The sequence below is a fragment of the Streptomyces sp. NPDC051987 genome (genome assembly GCF_040680735.1).
Lineage (GTDB): Bacteria > Actinomycetota > Actinomycetes > Streptomycetales > Streptomycetaceae > Streptomyces.
The window spans coordinates 20460-38434 of the sequence record NZ_JBFAXI010000047.1; the positions used below are offsets into that span (position 1 = coordinate 20460).

A 17975-nucleotide genomic window follows, 5' to 3' on the forward strand; every position below is an offset into this window, starting at 1 on the left:
GGCCCCGGAGCGGGTGGCGGAACCGTAACGTCCGGACTCGACAAGGGAGACGGCCGGTTTCCGAGTCCTCGACGTCCGGCCGCGCTCCCTTCCCGGAACACGCACGACATCCTTGGAGCCCACTCCATGAAGCTCGCCAAGAAGATCGCCCTGACCACCACGGCCGTCGCCGCCACCGCGGCCGCCACGGTGCTGGGCACGACCGCCGTCCAGGCCTACTCCGCGAAGCCCGCCCACCTCCCCGCCGTGCACGCTCCCGCCGCGCTCGCGGTGCCCGACGGCAACAGGCTGACCGGCGTGTACGCCGCGCACGGCGTGCAGACCTACACCTGCACCGACGGTGCCTGGAAGCTCCTGGAGCCGGCCGCCACCCTCTCCGACAAGCGGGACCGCGCCCACCGCCCGGTCGCCCTGCACTCCCGTGGCCCGGTCTGGGTGTCCACCGTCGACGGCAGCGCGGTCAACGCCTCGGCGATCGCCAGCTCGCCCAAGGACGGCGCCGTCCCCGAACTCCTCCTGAAGGCCACGGCCACCCGCGGCGCCGGCACGTTCGAGGGCGTCACCTACGTCCAGCGCCTGGACACGGAGGGCGGCGTGGCCCCGTCCGCCGCCTGCACCGGCACGGACCAGATCTCGGTGCCGTACGCGGCGACGTACGCGTTCTACAAGGCCGCCAGCTGAACGTCCTCACGGCAGCAGGGTGACCGCCGCGCACCGGGCGAGTTCGAAGAAACTCCTCCGGTGCGCGCGCCGGGTGAGCCGCCCGGTGGAGATGGCTCAGGAGGCGGACGGCTCGATCTCCCCCGCGAAGACGATGATCTGGTCGATGAGGCTCCGCCGCAGGTGGACGACGTCCGTTCCGGTCAGCCGGGGGCCTCCGTCAGGCGTGGTGAAGACCCACTGGTACCGGGCCCACTCGTCCGGCATGTCCACCCCTGAGCAGCGCACCATCCTGCCGGTCCCCGCCGGGTGGCGCCGGATGTCCAGCACGAACCGCTCGACCGCCGCGATTCCCTCGCTGCGGCCGAGCGGCCCCCAGAAGACCACGTCGGAGGTGAGGGCCTGGGAGAGCAGGGCAGTCACATAGCTGTCGTCCGAGGCGTTGAACGCGGCGATGAACGTGTCGATCGCGGAGCGTGCGGTCTCTTCCTGCATGCCCCAGTAATACCAGCCGTTTCGCGTGCGCTCGTCCCACGATCCGCCTTCCGGTCACGGTGCACCGTCCCGGCCACGGCCCTAGTCCGTGAGATCGACCCGGACCGTCAGCAGCTGTGTGCCCAGCGCCTTCACCGCGGCGCTGTTGCCCTTGGGCAGGGTGCGCAGGCGGGCGACCGGGTCGTCGTCGGGGAGCAGGTGGGCGGTGCCGTGGTGCCACCGCCCGCCGATCCGCACCCGCACCCGCGGATCGGCCTGGATGTTCCGCACGTACTGGGACTTCGTCCCGAACTCCGACACCAGCCAGAACGAGTCCCCGACCCGCCGCCCGCCCAACGGCGTCCGCCGGGCCTGCCCGGAGACCCGCCCGGTGGTCTCCAGCAGCGTCTGGAAGGGCATGAGCCGGGTCAACGGGTTCGCGACGTGCCGCTGAAAGGCGGTGGTGATCCGGAATCTGCGGTCGGACATGCTGCTCCTCGGCCTGTCTGCTCTGCTCGGCTACTGCTTTCTGCGGCGGATGCCTACGCCCCGCACCAGCCCGGCGGGTTGACGTACTCACCGCAGAAGGGTTCGGCGGGGCCGTAGTAGTCGCCGATGCCGTCTACGACGATCGCATCATGAGCCTTGTCATACCGCATCGAGACGGTGCCCACCGGGATTCGTTTCGGGTTGTTGGTGCGCGTGATGCGCCCGGTCGCGCTGGTGCCGGAGATACGGGTCAGCGTGCCGGTCACGGTCGCGCCGGGTGTTTTCGCGGGGCAGGCGGTGGAGCTCGACGAGCACTGGTGGTAGTCCTCCGTTGTGATGGTGAAGCTGTGGTCGGGTCTGATGTCGAGCGAGGCGGTGTGTCGTTCCCAGGTCCCGACGAATCTGAAGTGTCGCCGTACGGCCGGAGCGGGTGATGTCGGAGAAGCCGACGTCGGAGCAGGTGACAACGAGGAGGGGGCAGGGGACGCGGTCGGCGGATTCGGCGCGGACAACAGCAGGCGCATGCCGACGAAGACGGCCGCGGTCACCGACACGCAGAACAGGGCGAGGAGCCAGGGGCGTGAGCCGCGGTCGGAGGTGATCGTCATCGACGTCACCTTGACGCCGTAGGAACGTGGGAGACACCTGGGCTGCTTGTCGTGTTCGGCCAGTTGAGGCTGGTCAGCCCCGCAGATGAGGTCGTGCGGAAGTCCCTGCCGTGGTCTTTGATCAGGGTATGACCGGTGTGCGTGCCGTCCACCCAGTCCAGTTCCGCGTACCAGGTGCAGTCGCATCCGGTCGTCAGCACCGTGATCATCAGGGGCTCGGGGTCGTCCGCCGTCACCTTGTAGGGAAACTCGATCGCGTCGGCCCGGACGTCCTTCGGCAACCGGGCGCTTGGAACCCAGTAGGGCGCCGCCGAGCCGAGGTCGACCTCGCCGTACCGGTAGGTGCCCCCGCCCCCGCATCCCGAGAAATAGTTCTGCACCACGCCCTTGAGCGGTGGTCTTCGGCTCTTCACATGGAACTTCAGAGCAGTCAGCAGCACCGCGTGGTCGACTTGCCCCGTCGCCCAGACGTTGAGCACGACCGGGTCCGCCGTCACCGCCCCGAACGCCGCCGGATCCTCGTCCCAGGTGTGCCCGTCGTGGCGCGTTCCCTGCTGCGGGTGGACCGTGGCCCGGGAAGCGGGGAACGGGAAAACCCATCCCTCTCCGTCACAGCCCATGCCCTGGTCGTAGCCCAGTGCGAGCTCGGGACCGATCTTCGCCGCCGAATCCCCGCTGTTCCCGTACACACTGCGGTAGATGGCGTCGGTGGCTCCGTGCTCGGCTGTGGTGGCCAGGTCGCTGACGACGGCACCGACGGCGCCCGCCAGGGCCGACACCACGGTGGCGGTGCCCCAGACCCGTAACCGACTTGCCCGGGGACGCGTGGTGCCCCCCGAGCGCTGGGCCGTCGAGCGCCGCCGACGCAAGGAGCGGTTGGTCGTACTGCCTGCGGGTCTCGGTCTCGCCGACATCACGTCACAGGGCTCCTAACCGACCTCGTGCGACCAGGGTGAACCGTTGCGCGCCCGTACGATTCCCTTGCTATGGCAGCTCGACACCTTGAACGGTCGGTCGTGCATGTGAGGAGCCCGCCGGCTCACTGCGCATCGCGGACTTGACCAGGTCGAGCAGCGCGGTGAACGCCGTGGCGCCGACGGTGAGGACGCTCCGGGGCGGATCGGCGTCGGCTATGCGGACGAGGGCGGGGGAGCCGGGGGCGGTGGATATGTGGACGCAGGCGTCGCCTTCCTGGCAGTAGGACGACTTCTGCCAGCGGTGCGAGGTCATGTCGGCTCCTTCACAGGGACTTGGCGATCGAGTGGATCAGATCCCGGGACTTCGTGGTGCTGAGGGCGATGTCCTCGACCACGTCGAGCAGGTTCCGGTACTTGTCCAGCAGGGCCTCGGCATCGAGCAGGACCGGGCCGTGGAACTGGTCGAGCTGTGCGGTGTCGAGCTGCGGGACCGGGCCGTACAGGTAGTTGATGGACTGGCCCGAGCCGGGGAACGCGCCGACGTCGAACGGGAGCACGCGGATGGTGATGTGCTCCAGCTCGCTCATGTCGAGCAGATGCTGCAACTGGGCGCGGGCCACGTTCCGGCCGCCGACGCGCATGTGCAGGGCGGCCTCGTGCACGGTCGTGCGGTACGGCGTGGGGTCGGCGCCGTACAGCACCCCCTGCCGTTTGACGCGGTGCGAGACGCGGTGCTCGACCTCGGGCGGGGTGGGTGCGGGGATGACGTGCTGGAAGATCTCACGCGCGTGTTCGGCGGTCTGGAGCAGGCCCGGCATGTGGGAGGTGTACGCGGTCCGTACGGCGATGGCGTGGTGCTCCAGCTCCGCAAGGTCGAGGAACCCTGACGGCAGTACCTCGCGGTAGGTCTCCCACCAGCCGAGCGTCCTGTCGGTGGCCAGGTCGACGAGGGCTTCGACGAACGCCTGGTCCGGGCACGAGTAGATGCCAGCCAGGGCCCGGATGCGCTCGGCGCTCACCCCGAACCGGCCCGACTCCACGTTGCTGAGCTGGCCCTGGCCCATGCCGAGCGCCCGAGCCGCCTCGGTGGCCGTCATACCCGCGCGTTCGCGCATCTTGCGCAGCTCGACGGCGACGCGGACACGGCGGGACGTGAGCGGCGGTCTTGCGGGCATGTGTGCTTCTCCTGAACGTCTGTTCCGGTGGCGGATCACTCACGCGAGGGAAAGCGGGGCGAAGTATCCCCATGACCCGCAAATGTCATTTGCGGAGCCCTATCGTCGGTCTCAGGCGCCACGCCTGGAAGCGCACCGTGGGACGCCGCGGCACAGACACCAGGCACCCGTCGAACTCCCCTCACGGACCGGAGACTTCCCCTTGGCCACCGTATCCCCGTCCTGGGCGTACACCCTGCACCTTCCGCACGATCCGCGCGCACCGCGTATCGCCCGGGGCGCCCTGAGACTGATCCTCGCCGGGCACGGGATGCCCGAGCTGACCCCCACCGCGGAGCTCGTGGCGGCGGAACTGCTGGCCAACGCGCACTGCCACACGAAGGGGCCGTACGCCCTCCGGCTCCGCGCGGCCGACCACGGCCGCCTCCGCGTGACCGTATGGGACACGGACCCCCATCTCCCGCCCGGCTTCTCGACCGCCCCCGCCCCGCCGCCCCCGCCCGACGCCGAGCACGGCCGCGGCCTGCCCCTGGTACGGGCCTGCGCGGACAGGTGGGGCGCGTCGGTACTCCGTGAACTGGGCACGTCGAAGGGCGGCAAGCTGCTGTGGGCGGAGTGCGGAGCCGGGGCGGCGGCGTGGTGACCAGGGCCATACTGGGAGCTGGAGCGATGTCCGTCCCTCAGGAGCTGATCATGAGCGCACAGCCCGAGCACGGCTGGGGAGCGATGCCCCTCCCGGAGATCCGGACCGTGGACGACCTGCGCAGCGCGCTCAGCCGCTACGGCTTCCCGGGCGATCGCGAGCGCTTCGAAGTGGAGCTGGCCACTGCCGTAGGAGCTTCTCCGACCAACGACTTCGCCGGTGCCGCGGCGGTGGTGCGGGCCTATCGGCACAGGGTGCTGATCAGGAACTCGGCCGAGATCATGACGGCCCTGGAAGACGCGCGAGCCGAAGGCGGCGGCGGGTGAAGGAAGTCCCTTTGGAAGAGGCCGAGCCCGCGAGGAAGGCGTTCGGTGACCTGACGGAGGGGGAGCGGGAAGTGGTCCGCGAGGCGCTCGCCGCCATCGCCCTGGATCCGGCGGTAGGCCGCGAGATCCCCGGGTGGCGGCCTCCGTCCGTGGAGTACACGTACACCACTCCGCTGGCCCGCGACTCCGCAGAGGCGATCACGGTCGTGTACACGCACACTCCGGGCATGGGCGTGACCGTCGTGTACTACTTCCGTGATCCGCAAGTCGTGGACTGAGCCCTTTCTCTCAGCTTGTCGTTCAACGGCCAGGGGCGAACTCCTGGCCGGGCCTTCTGTCAGGCGAGATGTTCTACCGGAGTCGGCCAGTGGCCGCGTGCGGAGAGGAGAAGGACCAGGGACGCGATGTTCCAGGCGTCGTCCTCGCCCCGGTGGTGGCGGCCTTCGAGGGGCAGCCCGGCGATCTCCAGGGCCTGGGCCATGCCGGGGCGCTTGCGCAGGCCGTACGCCTCGGTGAAGGCGGCCTTGGCGTTGGTGTGGCGGCGGTTGAAGGGATAGGGCGTCCGGGTCGCCTGGCACTGCCGGGTGAACTGGTGGCGGTCGTAGTCGCCCCAGCTGGCCCAGGGGCGGGCGCCCGCGTGGTGCTCGGCCGCCAGCAGCCGGCACGCCTCGGCGAAGCTGACTCCCCTGTCGACCTCGTGCTGGGTGAGGCCGGTCAGCTCCGTGCAGAACGCGCTGACCGCGGACCGGGCGGGCCGCACCAGGATCCGGTGCCGGGCCAGCCGCTCACCGGCCGCCAGGTCGACGACGGTCAGCCCGACCTCGATGATCTCGCTGACCTCGCCGGGCGGCGGGGAACCGGCCCAGCAGGTCGCCTCGACGTCCACGACGTTGACGAGCCCCGCGGGCCCGGTGCTGTCCATGAAGGGAAGGGTAAGGAGGTGCGGAGGCCCAGGCACCTGAGTTTCCGCGCGGATGACACGATGCCCCGGTGAGCTACTTTTATTATTACCGCATCGGTCCTGGCAACGACCGGCCGCGGCGTCCGCAGCCCAGGCCGGCCGAGCCCGGTGAGTGGCCGAAGCTGGAGGCCGCGCTCGCGGTGGTCAACCGTGATCTGACGGCGACGGTGCCGGGGCAGGAGCCGCTGATCCTGATGGTCGACCCGCCCTGGCAGACCCCTGCGCCGGGCGAGGTCGACCGGGGGCGGGTCCACGTGGCGATGCCGGACGGCCGCTGGCAGGGCAACCAGGTGAACGCGTACGACCCCCAGGAGGGGGACCCGCTGGAGCCGGACGACGAGGCGACGGTGCTGACCGTGGTCGCGGACGCGGCACAGGAGACCGTGGTGGAGCTGCTCTGGCAGGTCTGGCCGCTCTGCGGGGAGCACAAGCTCGGCATGCACGCACGTCCCGCGGGGACCTCCGGTGACTGGTACCCGGGCGCGACGGACGCGGGCGGGCCGCCGGTGTGGTGGTGCCGGGGCGGCCGGGACGGCGTCAGTCACGACGTCGCGCCGGTGGGGGAGTTGGCCGCCACCCTGCCGGGGAAGCGGCGGCGCGAGCTGCGGCGCGAGTTGCGGCGCACCGAGCGCGGACAGGGCGGCGGCCGCCGCTGAGCGCTTCGCGGCGGGAAGTGTCGCTGCCGTCGGCTCGCGCGACAGTCCCTGGGGGCGACCATGGTTCACCTCGCGACAGCGCGGACCAAAAGGGTCCCGATGTGGCCAGAGTGAGGCGCGTCAAGGACCTCTGCGTGGGCCGTGGCGAATCCGGCCCGGGTGAGCAGGCGCTCCCAGACGGCCGGACGGTAGCTGTAGCGGTAGGTGAACATCGCTCTGCCTGCGAAGCCCCCCTTGTACATGCCCTGCGGCCCGTACGCCCCAGGGATGGCCGGAGGCTGTGAGAAGACGAAGACGCCACCCGGGTTGAGCCGCCGGCGGACGAGCGGGAAGAGGCGACCCGGATCGGTGAACCAGGCCGCTCCGAAGATCGAGTAGACGGCGTCGTACGTGTCCTCGTGTGCGCTCAGGTACTCCAGCACCTCGGAACACACGAACTCCGCCCCTGTACGGCCCCACTTGGTGGTGATCTTCTCGACCATGACGGGAGACAGGTCGACACCGCGAGCGGAGATCCCACGCTGGGCGAGGTGGGCGAGGGCCCGGCCGGTGCCGCACCCGATCTCCAGGACGGCACGCGGGTTGCCGAGCAGTTCGGGGCCGGGCCCGTGACCGGCGTACTGGGTCCAGCAGAAGCCCGGCTCCGCGTCGTCCTTGAAAGCGGAAGCGGCGAAGGTGTCCCACAGCTCCGTCTCGGCGGCGATGTCGTGTTGTGCGGGCAATGCAGGTCCTTCGTCGAAAAGGCTGGGCCCGTGTCCGCCGGAGACCGAGGACAGGGGCCCAGCGTAGAACCGTTCAGTGGCTGTCGGGAACCTTGTTGTCGCACGGTGAGCAGTCCGTGCCGTCGATCGCCCACAGCTCGTCGTCGACCTCGAAGCCGATGGACTTCAGGAAGTCCGCCGTGCGCAGGCACAGGCCGTCGCGTCGGCGCTCGATGAACGGGGCGTGATGCTTGAAGCGGCCCTCGTTGTACACGTCACAGAGGGCCCACCACACCGGTGTGTCGAGGATGAGCTGGTGGACGCCGATGTCGACGAGCTTGCCCACACCGAGGTGGACCTCCGGGTGCTCCATGCAGCCGATGGTGTACATGACGGCATTGCCGAGAATGCGCTCGGCCATGTCGCGGACCATCGTGTGATCGCGGAGCAGCAGGGAGACCTCACGATCCCAGAGGGTCATGCCGCCGGTCAGCACGTTGATCGTCAGGTGCTTGATGTGGGGCTGGGCGGCGTTGAGGAGTTCTTTCGGGTCCCGGGTGCGGGTGCTGGCAGATCGGTCGAGCGTGACGGTCATCGACTACTCCTTCGATCCTTCGGAGAGGGGTCGTGCCTGGCGGTCATCCTCGGTCGGCCCGGTCACCGGAAGATGCCGCCGCTGCTGAACGAGTTCATGGCGCGGGTGCGGTCGGTCACTGCTCTCAGTCGCTCTTCGTCTGTGGCCCGCCGGACCTGAGCGGGATCGGCGTCCCATTCCCGACCACCGGCCACCGGGCGCAGCTGGACGTAGGGGCCTTCATGGCCCATCACGTAGCCGAGCAGGTCGCGGGCGGTGTCGACGACCAGGGAGCCGGCGGTTGGCTCTTCTCTGTTCAGGGCGGTTTTGAGCGCATCGACCGCCGCCTCAGTGTCGGTGGCGTCCTGCACGTTCTTCGGTGCCATGAAACGGACGCTAGAGCTGGGCAGTTCGTCGGCACTACGCGGTTTTCTCGCTTTTTCTCACCTTGTTGATTGTTTGGCTCGGGTTTTCTCGCAAAGGCGGCTGGACTCTATGGTCCCGGCCCCCGGGCCCGGCGATGCTGTGGTGATCGGTCAGGTCACCACGGAAGGGACGCAGGTCATGACCCGACGACTGCGCTTCAACGGCACAGGAAGCGGCGAGGGCGGCTGCCCTGCTGTGCACGAAGACCTCGACTCGGGCGAGATCATCGTGCACGGGCCACGCCTCACCGATCCCGAGGCCATCGCACGGCTCCAGCACCTGGGTACGGATGAGATCCCGATCGTGGTCCCGCGCAACACCCTGGTCGACTTCGGCCCGAAGGAGCGTGACCCGAGGCCGCGGATCATCGGTCTGGACCAGTTCGGCAAGCTCTTCGAGAGGTTCCAGCACAGTGCGTGGCACCTGGAGATGCGGAAGCGCTACGCTTCCGACGAATTCACCGACACGTACGCTCAGTTCGTCCGGGGCGAGACCCCCACCTGGGACCTCGACACCGAATGGAGCCGCACGATCCGTGCGAAGACCGATGACGGTGCCTACGTGGGGCGGGTCCGGATCGTCGACAGTCCGCCGACCACCGGTCAGCTGTATCTGCTCGCCCACGGCGACAAGAACGCGGCGTTGGGGGAGGACGTGCGCACCATGTGGCGGGAGGACGCCCAGCGGGTCCACCTGCCCGACGAGGATTTCTGGATCTTCGACGCGCACCTCGTCGCCCTCCTCGTCTTCGATGAAGATGACCACCTCACGGGCGCAGAGCTGATCACGGAACCGGCGGCCGTGAACCAGTACAACCGACTGCGGGACATCGCGTGGCACTACGCGGTCCCGTACAAGCAGTTCGCGGCGGACCTGGCCGCGAAGGAGGCGTAGAGCAGGTGTGGCCCGGTGAGCACGGACTACCAGAAGGCCCGCGAAGCCCTTGGGGCACGCCTGAGGGAGCTGCGGTTCTCGGCTGCTGACGGCCGTCTCACCGGGACCGCCCTGGCCGGAAAGCTCGGCTGGCCGGGCTCCAAGGTCTCCAAGCTGGAGCTGGGCAGGCAGACCGCCACTCCCGAGGACCTCAAGCAGTGGGCCGAGGCTTGCGGTCGGCCCGCCGCGTACGAGGAACTGCGCGCCCGGCTGGCGGGATTCGAGTCACACATCCGTTCGTGGCGGCGGCAGCTGGTCGCCGGACACAAGCCCGTACAGGACGCCCACAACGAGGCGCAGGCCGGCTCGAAGGTGCTGCGGGCCTGGGAGTCCTCGTGGATCGTCGGCATTCTGCAGACCCCCGACTACGCCCGTGCCGTCCTCACCCGCTTCGCCGATCTCCACCAGTCCCCGCGCGACATCGAGGCCGCCGTACGTTCGCGCGTCAAGCGGCAGGAACTGCTGTACGCCGGGGGCCGGAGCTATCACATCCTGCTCTGGGAGCCCGTGCTGCGCTCCCTGATCTGTTCGCCCTCGGTCCTCGCGGCCCAGCTCGACCGTCTGGCAGGCGTGATCGGTATGGACACCGTCGAGCTGGGCATCGTGCCGCTCGGGGCGCCCCTGAAGGTTCCGCCGGGGCATGGTTTCTGGATATACGACGATCGTGAGGTCGTCACCGAGACCTGGCACGCCGAACTCTGGCTCGACGACTCCGACACCCTCGCCCTCTACCTTCGCACCTGGAAGACCCTGCGCGAGTCCGCCGTCTACGGCACCGGTGCCCACAAGCTCATCAGCGCCGCCCGCCGTGCCCTGAACGCGTCCTGAAGGTCACCGCCCCAGGAAGATCGGGTTCGTCAGGGCCGCCAGGGCGCCGGGGACCGGGCCCGCTGCTGTTTCGTGGCGGATCTCGGCGCGGACGTAGGCGGCGTAGGAGGGGGTGGTCTGCCATTCGACCGTGCCCGAGCCGGTCACCGGGAGGGGGTCGGTGGTGAGCAGGACGCCCTCGTCGGTGATGAGGCGGACCGTGCAGCGGGGGACGCCGGAGGCCTCCAGGCGGACGGTCACCGGGGTGTCGGCGGCCACGGCGAGGCGTTCGCCGATGCCCGCGCGTTCGCCGCGCCCGCCCGTCGCCGTGAAGCTCAGCGTCACGTTCTTCGACTCGGCGATGTAGGAGCGGCCCGCGCGCAGACCCGCCTGGATCGCCTCGCGGGACAGGTCGTCGGCGAGGACGACGGTCTGGGGCGAGCCGACGGCGTCCGGGTCGCGGTGGGCGTCGCTGTTGCCCATGCCCGGCAGCCACCGCCGGTCGTTCCGTACCGAGGCGACGAGCGTCGCGTCCCAGGCGGCGAGGGCGACCTCGTCGTCCGGGGTGTACGGGCCGTTCCAGACCTCGACGGCGTCGGCCTCACCGAAACCGAACTTCCAGGCGCAGCCCACGCACGTGGCGTGCGGATGCGCCGGTACGACGAGGCCGCCGGCCTTGTGGATCTGCTGGGCGAAGTGGCCGAAGCGGTTGTCCCGGGCCCGGTAGCGCCAGTCGACGAAGGTGCCCGGGTCGGTGCCGAGGGCGACCACGTGGCCGTTGCGCGTCGTGATCTCCTCACCGAGCATGATCAGCAGGTCGTCGCCGGCCTGGTCCGCCCAGTGCGGGTGCGAGGAGTGCGTGTTGTGGTCCGAGGAGTTGATGAAGTCCAGGCCGGCGGCACGGGCCAGGGCCGCGATCTCGGCAGGAGTGCGGCGGCCGTCGGAGTACCAGGAGTGCAGGTGGCAGTCGCCGCGGTACCAGTCCCGGCCGCGGCCCTTGGCCCGGGAGGGCGGGTACACCGGGTGGGCGGGGGTGCCGGGTTCGCCGTAGGTGAGGGTGATCGTCAGCTCGTACGACAGGCCTTGCGGGGCCACCGTGTAGGGGCCGAGGGCGACGAACCAGGTGCCGGGGCGGACCGGGCCGGGGATGTAGCCGGGGGTGGCGTCGTCGGCGCGGACGAAGAACTCCGTGCGGGCCCCGCCGGACCAGCCCCGGAAGCCCTTGCCGCCCAGCTCGGTGCCGTGCTGGTCGAAGAGGCCGATGTCGAGCGCGTTGCCCGTGGTGCCGGCCGGCACACTCGGTCTGTCGTAGGTGTAGGCGACCTTGATCTCGCGTACGCCGGCGGGCACGTCCACCGGTACGTACACGAAGTCCGGGCAGCCGGGCGCCAGGGTGCCGCTCACGGTCCGGGTTTCCTGGTCCTGACCGTCCGCCGCTGCGAAGCTCACGCGTCCCAACGTAAGGGCTGCCGCCGCGCCCGTCACGAACAGCGCGCGTCTGCCGATGCCGTGCGTCTCCTCACACATGCCGGTGACTCTCCCCTCTCGATGTGAACTCCCTTGGAAGGGCAGGGAATCCACAGGCGTCCGTAGGTCATGTGCATGGCTCTGTGAAAGACGGAGGTGTGATGCCGACCAGTCGGTATGGACAGATCGAGCCGCCCCCGGTACAGATGGGGCATGCGCATAGCCGTCACGATCTTCCTCACCGACGAGACCATCGCCCCCGTCCGGCTCGCCCGTGAGCTGGAGGCACGCGGGTTCGCCGGGCTGTACCTGCCCGAGCACACGCACATCCCCGTCGAGCGGACCACCCCCTACCCGGCGGGCGGCGACCTGCCCCGCGAGTACGGCCGCACCCTCGACCCCTTCGTCGCCCTCGGCCAGGCCGCCGCCGTCACCGAGCGCCTCGGCCTCGGCACCGGCATCACCCTGGTCGGCCAGCACGACCCGATCGACCTCGCCAAGCAGATCGCCACCCTCGACCACCTCTCCGGCGGCCGTTTCACCCTCGGCGTCGGCTTCGGCTGGAACGTGGAGGAGGCCGCGGACCACGGCGTGACGTGGCGGACGCGGCGGGAGCTGACCCGGGACCGGATGGCCCTGATGCGGGCGCTGTGGGCGGCGGAACCGACCGCCTACGAGGGGGAGTTCGGGAGCGTGCGCGCGTCGTCCGCCTACCCCAAGCCGGTGCAGAAGCCGCGCGGTCCGGTGGTCGGGCCGCGCACGCTGGTCGGCGGGGCGGCGGGACCGAAGCTGTTCGCGCACATCGCGGAGTACGCGGACGGCTGGCTGCCGATCGGCGGACGCGGGCTGACGGAGTCGCTGCCGGTGCTGCGGGGGGTGTGGGAGGACGCGGGGCGGGACGCGGCCGCGCTCCAGGTGGTGCCGTACGCCGTGTATCCGACGCCGGGGAAACTGGCGCACTACGCGGAACTGGGCATCGAGGAGGTCGTGGTGCAGTTGCCGCCGGCGGGGGAGCGGGAGGTGCTGGAGGCGCTGGACGCGTGCGCCCAGTTCCTCTGAGCGCGCCCCCAGGCCGCCTGGCTTCCGGGCCCCCGGCTTCCGGGCCCCCGGGGGCTTCCGGCCCCCGCGCCTTCGGGCCTCCGGCCCCCGCGCCTTCGGGCCTTCGGGCCTTCGGGCCCCTGGCCTCCGGCCTCTGGGCCTCCGGCCTCTGGGCCCCCGCGCCTCCGGCCTCTGGGTCGCCGGGCGGCTGAGCCGACGGCTGCCCGGCCGGTGACCCGCCGGTGCCGACGGCCGCCGAGCCGGCCCCGCTCGGGGGACCGGCTCGGCGTGACGTGGGGTGCCCGGTGCCCGGTCAGCGGACCCGGATGAACAGCACGTCGTAGCCGCTGTTCGTGCTGCGGTTCTTGACGTAGACGCCGTCCGAACCGCCGTTGGGGTTGCTGGTGTTGCCCTCGACGGTGGTGAAGCCGGCGCCGCCGCTCACCGTGCGGACGATGCCGATGTGCTCGTGGCCGCCGGTGTAGTCGTTGCCCCCGTTCCAGTCGAAGGCCACGATGTCGCCCGGCTGCGGGTCGTTCGTCACCGAGAGGTGGTAGTTGCCGGCCCGCGCCTGCTTGACCCAGCCCGAGACGTAGGTGTTGCGGTAGGAGCTGGCCCCGGTCTGCTTGGCCACCCAGCTCACGAACGTCGCGCACCAGGCGTAGTTGCTGGTGGACATCGACAGGCCGACGGCGGATCCGTAGCTGTTCGCCCGCGCGCTGCCCTCGACGGTGCCGACCTCGGCCTGCGCCACGTCGAGGATCTTGCTGTACCCGCCGCCGGGAGCGGGCGAGGACGGCCCGGTGACCGCGCCGTACAGCGCCGCCTTGGTGTTCGGCCCCACCTCCCCGTCGACCGACAGCCCCTTCTCGGCCTGGAAGTCCCGCACCGCGCTCGCCGTCAGCGGCCCGAAGTCGCCGTCGACGGCGAGGTCGGCCCCGTGGTGGTTGAGCAGGCTCTGCAGCTCGGTGACACAGCCGCTCTTCTGGCCCTGCACGATGTTGCTCGGGCAGGAGGAGGAGGTCAGGTTGATCGGCGCCGGGGCGCCGTTGCCGCCACCCGCGCTGATGTTGGAGTACAGGGCGGTCTTGGTGTTGGGCCCTACCTCACCGTCCACGGACAGGCCCGCGGACGACTGGAACGACTTCACCGCGGCCAGCGTCTGGGGGCCGAACTGCCCGTCCACGTCCAGGTGCTGGCCCTTGCCGTTGAGCAGCGCCTGGAGCGTCGCGACGCAACCGCCGCTCTGCCCCTCCACGATGTTCGAGGGGCAGGACGCCGAGCGCAGGTCGAGGGCGGTGGACGGCGACTCGTCGGTGTCGTAGAGCTCCCGCTTGGTGTTCGTGCCGACCTGGCCGTCGACCGACAGGCCGTTGGAGGCCTGGAAGTCCCGGACCGCGCTGTCCGTCGCGGAGCCGAAATCGCCGTCCACGTCGATCGAGTAGCCGAAGTGGCGGAGCAGCCGCTGCAGTTCGGTGACGCAGCCGCCCTTGTCGCCCTTGACGATGTTCGCCGGGCACGACGCGGAGTTGAGGTTGATCGGCGACGGCGCCGAGCCGCCGGTCGCGTACAGCTTGGCCTTGGTCTGCGGGCCCACCTGACCGTCCACGGCGATCGCCACGGAGGCCTGGTACTGGCGGACCGCGTAGAGGGTGTTCGCCCCGAAGTCGCCGTCCACCGTCAGGCCGGCACCGTGGGCGTTGAGCAGGTTCTGCAGCTCGGTGACACAGCCGCTCTTCTGGCCCTGCACGATGTTCGCCGGGCAGGCCGAGGAGGTCAGTCTGATCGCCGCGGGCGCGGCCGACGCCGGAACGGCACCGAGCAGGCTGCCCGCCGACAGGAGCGCGGTGGTGGCGGCGAAGACGCCGGCTCTGGCTCTCCAGCCGGGTCTCCCGGTCATGGCGCCGCGATGCCGGACGGGTGCGGTGGCGGTGCGCACACCGGACGGGCCGTTCGCCCCGGCTCTCTGCGTGACGTTCTCCGTGACTCGCTTCATGACTCGCCCTTCGTTCGACTCTGCACGTCGGCAGGCGGACGCTACGGACGGCGGACCGCCCGGAGAAGGAGCATCGGCAGCCGGGGGAGACTGGGACGCCGTCGCGGCGCCCACCTGCGACGCCCGGCCGCCGCTGGGACGCTCCTGGGACGCGCCCCGCGGTGCTCGGGCGGCGCGCCCCGCGGTGCTCGGGCGGCGCGCCCCGCGGTGCTCGGGCGGCGCGCCCCGCGGTGCTACCGCCCCGCCCCACGCCGCGCGGGGCGGGGCGGTCCCGCGGCAGGTGCCGCAGAGGTGCAGACCCCCTGACCCCCGGCCCCCCTGACCCGGCCCCCCTGACCCGGCCCCCCGGGCCCCCGGGCCCCCGGCCCCCCGGACCCCCGGCCCCCCTGACCCCGTGGACCCCCTACGTATGCTCGAACAATGACGACTTCCGCGACTCCCGGAACCGGCCCCACCGACCGCCCCGGCGGTACCGGCCCCACCGAGAACTCCATGCGTCGCGCCCTCAAACGCGCCCGGGACGGCGTCGCCCTCGACGTCGCCGAGGCCGCCGTGCTTCTCCAGGCGCGCGGCGAGGCCCTGACCGACCTCGCCGCCTCCGCCGCCCGGGTCCGGGACGCGGGCCTCGAAGCGGCGGGCCGACCCGGCGTCATCACCTACTCGAAGAGCGTCTTCATCCCCCTCACCCGCCTGTGCCGCGACAAGTGCCACTACTGCACGTTCGTCACCGTCCCCGGCAAGCTCCGCCGGGCCGGGCACGGGATGTTCATGTCGCCGGACGAGGTCCTCGACGTCGCCCGCAAGGGCGCGGCCCTCGGCTGCAAGGAAGCCCTGATCACCCTCGGTGACAAGCCGGAGGACCGCTGGCCGGAGGCGCGCGAGTGGCTCGACGCGCACGGTTACGACGACACGATCGCCTACGTCCGCGCCATCTCCGTCCGGATCCTGGAGGAGACCGGTCTGCTGCCCCATCTCAACCCCGGTGTGTTGTCCTGGACGGACTTCCAGCGGCTCAAGCCGGTCGCGCCGAGCATGGGGATGATGCTGGAGACCACCGCGACCCGGCTGTGGTCCGAGCCCGGCGGCCCCCACCACGGCTCCCCGGACAAGGAGCCGGCCGTACGGCTGCGGGTCCTGGAGGACGCGGGCCGTTCCTCCGTGCCGTTCACCTCGGGGATCCTGATCGGCATCGGCGAGACGTACGAGGAGCGGGCCGAGTCGCTCTTCGCGCTGCGGCGCGTGGCCCGGTCGTACCACGGCGTCCAGGAACTGATCATCCAGAACTTCCGCGCCAAGCCGGACACGGCGATGCGCGGCATGCCGGACGCCGAGCTGGACGAACTGGTCGCGGCCGTGGCGGTGGCCCGGCTGGTGATGGGGCCGGCCGGCAACATCCAGGCGCCGCCGAACCTGGTGGACAGCGAGTACGAGCGGCTGATCGCGGCCGGCATCGACGACTGGGGCGGGGTGTCGCCGCTCACCATCGACCACGTCAACCCCGAGCGTCCGTGGCCGCAGATCGAGGAACTGGCGGCGAAGTCGGCGGCCGCGGGCTTCGAGCTGCGGGAACGGCTCTGCGTCTACCCGGAGTTCGTCCGCCGGGGCGAGCCCTGGCTGGATCCGCGGCTGCGCCCGCACGTGGCCGCACTGGCCGACCCGGCCACGGGCCTGGCGGTGCCGGACGCGGTGGTCGAGGGGCACCCCTGGCAGGAGCCGGAGGAGGTCTTCGTCGCCTCCGGCCGTACCGACCTGCACAGCGCGATCGACACCGAGGGCCGGACGACCGACCGGCGGGACGACTTCGACGAGGTGTACGGCGACTGGGGCGCGCTGCGCGAGGCGGCCGCGCCCGGGATGGCGCCCGAGCGCATCGACGCGGACGTGCGCCAGGCCCTGGCCACCGCCGCCGACGATCCCACGCGGCTGACGGACACGGAGGCCCTGGCCCTCTTCCACGCGGACGGCCCGGCGCTGGACGCGCTGACCCGGATCGCCGACGACGTACGGAAGTCGGCGGTCGGGGACGACGTCACCTACATCGTCACCCGCAACATCAACTTCACCAACGTCTGCTACACCGGCTGCCGGTTCTGCGCCTTCGCGCAGCGCCGCACCGACGCGGACGCGTACACCCTCTCCCTGGAGCAGGTCGCCGACCGGGCGCAGCAGGCGTGGGAGGTCGGCGCGGTCGAGGTCTGCATGCAGGGCGGCATCCACCCCGACCTGCCGGGCACGGCCTACTTCGACCTCGCGAAGGCGGTCAAGGAGCGCGTCCCTGGCATGCACGTGCACGCCTTCTCGCCGATGGAGGTGGTCAACGGCGCCACCCGCACCGGCCTGTCGGTCCGCGAGTGGCTGACCGCGGCGAAGGAGGCGGGCCTCGACACCATCCCCGGGACGGCCGCCGAGATCCTGGACGACGAGGTGCGGTGGGTGCTGACCAAGGGCAAGCTGCCCGCGGCCACCTGGATCGAGGTGGTCACCACCGCGCACGAGCTGGGCATCCGCTCCTCGTCCACCATGATGTACGGCCACGTCGACCAGCCCCGGCACTGGCTGGGCCACCTGCGCACGCTGGCCGGCATCCAGCAGCGCACCGGCGGCTTCACGGAGTTCGTGACGCTGCCCTTCATCCACACCAACGCGCCCGTCTACCTGGCGGGCATCTCCCGTCCGGGTCCGACGATGCGCGACAACCGGGCGGTGACGGCGATGGCCCGCCTCCTCCTGCACCCGTACATCCCGAACATCCAGACGAGCTGGGTGAAACTGGGCACGGAGGGTGCGGCGGAGATGCTCCGCTCGGGGGCGAACGACCTGGGCGGCACGCTGATGGAGGAGACGATCTCCCGGATGGCGGGGTCGTCGTACGGCTCGTACAAGTCGGTCCGCGACCTGGTCGCCGTGGCCGAGGCCGCCGGGCGGCCGGCGAAGCCGCGCACGACGCTGTACGGGCCGGTCTCCGCGGAGCGGCAGCGGGCGGCGGAGGCGTCCGACGGGCACCTGCCGGAGCTGCTGCCGGTGCTGGACTGAGCCGTCGGGGTGCCGGGGCAGCGCGCAGTACGATGATCCGACCCCTGCGCGCAGAGGCGGGGGCCTCAGTGCCCGCTCAGCGGAGGAGATG

At 71.0% G+C, this 17975-nt stretch carries 21 protein-coding genes; 9 read left to right on the forward strand and 12 right to left on the reverse strand.

Features of this window, described 5'->3' with window-relative positions; all coding sequences use genetic code 11:
* Positions 1 to 126 precede the first annotated feature (126 nt).
* Entirely contained in the window at positions 127 to 681 is a 555-nt protein-coding gene (locus AB0M11_RS24325) for a DUF3455 domain-containing protein (protein WP_365708822.1), read from the forward strand.
* A gap of 96 nt (positions 682 to 777) precedes the next feature.
* On the opposite strand, the gene AB0M11_RS24330 is transcribed toward AB0M11_RS24325, so the two are convergent.
* From AB0M11_RS24330 to AB0M11_RS24355, 6 genes are all read right to left on the reverse strand, one after another.
* Positions 778 to 1155 (reverse strand): nuclear transport factor 2 family protein, encoded by a 378-nt coding sequence (locus AB0M11_RS24330; RefSeq protein WP_365708824.1) that lies wholly within the window; start codon positions 1153 to 1155, stop codon positions 778 to 780.
* Positions 1156 to 1236: 81 nt separating this feature from the next.
* A complete protein-coding gene (locus tag AB0M11_RS24335) occupies positions 1237 to 1623 on the reverse strand; it encodes a nitroreductase/quinone reductase family protein (RefSeq protein ID WP_365708826.1) in 387 nt (128 codons plus the stop codon).
* A 53-nt stretch (positions 1624 to 1676) separates the two neighbouring features.
* Complete coding sequence (locus AB0M11_RS24340; protein WP_365708828.1) at positions 1677 to 2231, reverse strand: hypothetical protein; 555 nt, start codon at positions 2229 to 2231, stop codon at positions 1677 to 1679.
* Positions 2232 to 2236: 5 nt separating this feature from the next.
* Positions 2237 to 3010: a hypothetical protein gene (locus AB0M11_RS24345; protein ID WP_365708830.1), complete on the reverse strand. Its 774-nt coding sequence runs from the start codon at positions 3008 to 3010 to the stop codon at positions 2237 to 2239.
* Positions 3011 to 3215: 205 nt separating this feature from the next.
* Positions 3216 to 3461: a DUF397 domain-containing protein gene (locus AB0M11_RS24350; protein ID WP_365708832.1), complete on the reverse strand. Its 246-nt coding sequence runs from the start codon at positions 3459 to 3461 to the stop codon at positions 3216 to 3218.
* 10 nt (positions 3462 to 3471) lie between these two features.
* Positions 3472 to 4323: a helix-turn-helix transcriptional regulator gene (locus tag AB0M11_RS24355; RefSeq protein WP_365708834.1), complete on the reverse strand. Its 852-nt coding sequence runs from the start codon at positions 4321 to 4323 to the stop codon at positions 3472 to 3474.
* Positions 4324 to 4525: 202 nt separating this feature from the next.
* On the opposite strand from AB0M11_RS24355, the gene AB0M11_RS24360 reads away from it, so the two are divergent.
* From AB0M11_RS24360 to AB0M11_RS24370, 3 genes are read left to right on the forward strand one after another with little or no spacing between them, the layout of a single operon-like run.
* On the forward strand, positions 4526 to 4966 hold the full coding sequence (locus AB0M11_RS24360) for an ATP-binding protein (RefSeq protein ID WP_365708836.1): 441 nt from the start codon (positions 4526 to 4528) through the stop codon (positions 4964 to 4966).
* A 50-nt stretch (positions 4967 to 5016) separates the two neighbouring features.
* On the forward strand, positions 5017 to 5292 hold the full coding sequence (locus AB0M11_RS24365; RefSeq protein WP_365708838.1) for a hypothetical protein: 276 nt from the start codon (positions 5017 to 5019) through the stop codon (positions 5290 to 5292).
* Positions 5293 to 5303: 11 nt separating this feature from the next.
* Positions 5304 to 5570 (forward strand): hypothetical protein, encoded by a 267-nt coding sequence (locus AB0M11_RS24370; protein ID WP_365708840.1) that lies wholly within the window; start codon positions 5304 to 5306, stop codon positions 5568 to 5570.
* Between the two features lie 59 nt (positions 5571 to 5629).
* On the opposite strand, the gene AB0M11_RS24375 is transcribed toward AB0M11_RS24370, so the two are convergent.
* On the reverse strand, positions 5630 to 6214 hold the full coding sequence (locus tag AB0M11_RS24375) for a 3'-5' exonuclease (RefSeq protein ID WP_365708842.1): 585 nt from the start codon (positions 6212 to 6214) through the stop codon (positions 5630 to 5632).
* 68 nt (positions 6215 to 6282) lie between these two features.
* Between AB0M11_RS24375 and AB0M11_RS24380 the strand changes: the two genes are divergently transcribed.
* Positions 6283 to 6909: a hypothetical protein gene (locus AB0M11_RS24380; protein ID WP_365708844.1), complete on the forward strand. Its 627-nt coding sequence runs from the start codon at positions 6283 to 6285 to the stop codon at positions 6907 to 6909.
* Positions 6910 to 6974: 65 nt separating this feature from the next.
* Here the strand turns inward: AB0M11_RS24380 and AB0M11_RS24385 are convergent, their stop codons facing one another.
* The 3 genes from AB0M11_RS24385 to AB0M11_RS24395 form a co-directional block, all read right to left on the reverse strand.
* Entirely contained in the window at positions 6975 to 7631 is a 657-nt protein-coding gene (locus AB0M11_RS24385; protein WP_365708846.1) for a class I SAM-dependent methyltransferase, read from the reverse strand.
* Positions 7632 to 7704: 73 nt separating this feature from the next.
* Positions 7705 to 8205 carry a hypothetical protein gene (locus tag AB0M11_RS24390; RefSeq protein WP_365708848.1) on the reverse strand — a complete coding sequence of 167 codons (501 nt, stop codon included), beginning with the start codon at positions 8203 to 8205 and terminating at the stop codon, positions 7705 to 7707.
* A 62-nt stretch (positions 8206 to 8267) separates the two neighbouring features.
* A complete protein-coding gene (locus AB0M11_RS24395; protein WP_365708912.1) occupies positions 8268 to 8570 on the reverse strand; it encodes a hypothetical protein in 303 nt (100 codons plus the stop codon).
* Positions 8571 to 8748: 178 nt separating this feature from the next.
* On the opposite strand from AB0M11_RS24395, the gene AB0M11_RS24400 reads away from it, so the two are divergent.
* Both AB0M11_RS24400 and AB0M11_RS24405 read left to right on the forward strand, forming a co-directional pair.
* Complete coding sequence (locus AB0M11_RS24400) at positions 8749 to 9504, forward strand: DUF6879 family protein (RefSeq protein ID WP_365708850.1); 756 nt, start codon at positions 8749 to 8751, stop codon at positions 9502 to 9504.
* A gap of 15 nt (positions 9505 to 9519) precedes the next feature.
* Positions 9520 to 10371: a helix-turn-helix transcriptional regulator gene (locus AB0M11_RS24405; RefSeq protein WP_365708852.1), complete on the forward strand. Its 852-nt coding sequence runs from the start codon at positions 9520 to 9522 to the stop codon at positions 10369 to 10371.
* A gap of 3 nt (positions 10372 to 10374) precedes the next feature.
* Here AB0M11_RS24405 and AB0M11_RS24410 read toward each other — a convergent pair whose 3' ends face one another.
* Positions 10375 to 11877: a CehA/McbA family metallohydrolase gene (locus AB0M11_RS24410; protein WP_365708854.1), complete on the reverse strand. Its 1503-nt coding sequence runs from the start codon at positions 11875 to 11877 to the stop codon at positions 10375 to 10377.
* Between the two features lie 153 nt (positions 11878 to 12030).
* Between AB0M11_RS24410 and AB0M11_RS24415 the strand changes: the two genes are divergently transcribed.
* Positions 12031 to 12876 carry an LLM class F420-dependent oxidoreductase gene (locus AB0M11_RS24415; protein ID WP_365708856.1) on the forward strand — a complete coding sequence of 282 codons (846 nt, stop codon included), beginning with the start codon at positions 12031 to 12033 and terminating at the stop codon, positions 12874 to 12876.
* A 292-nt stretch (positions 12877 to 13168) separates the two neighbouring features.
* Here AB0M11_RS24415 and AB0M11_RS24420 read toward each other — a convergent pair whose 3' ends face one another.
* Positions 13169 to 14851 (reverse strand): peptidoglycan-binding protein, encoded by a 1683-nt coding sequence (locus tag AB0M11_RS24420; RefSeq protein WP_365708858.1) that lies wholly within the window; start codon positions 14849 to 14851, stop codon positions 13169 to 13171.
* Positions 14852 to 15271: 420 nt separating this feature from the next.
* Here AB0M11_RS24420 and AB0M11_RS24425 point away from each other — a divergent pair, with 420 nt between their 5' ends.
* Positions 15272 to 17884, forward strand: coding sequence for a bifunctional FO biosynthesis protein CofGH (locus AB0M11_RS24425; protein WP_365708860.1), 2613 nt, complete (start codon positions 15272 to 15274; stop codon positions 17882 to 17884).
* Positions 17885 to 17975: the final 91 nt, after the last annotated feature.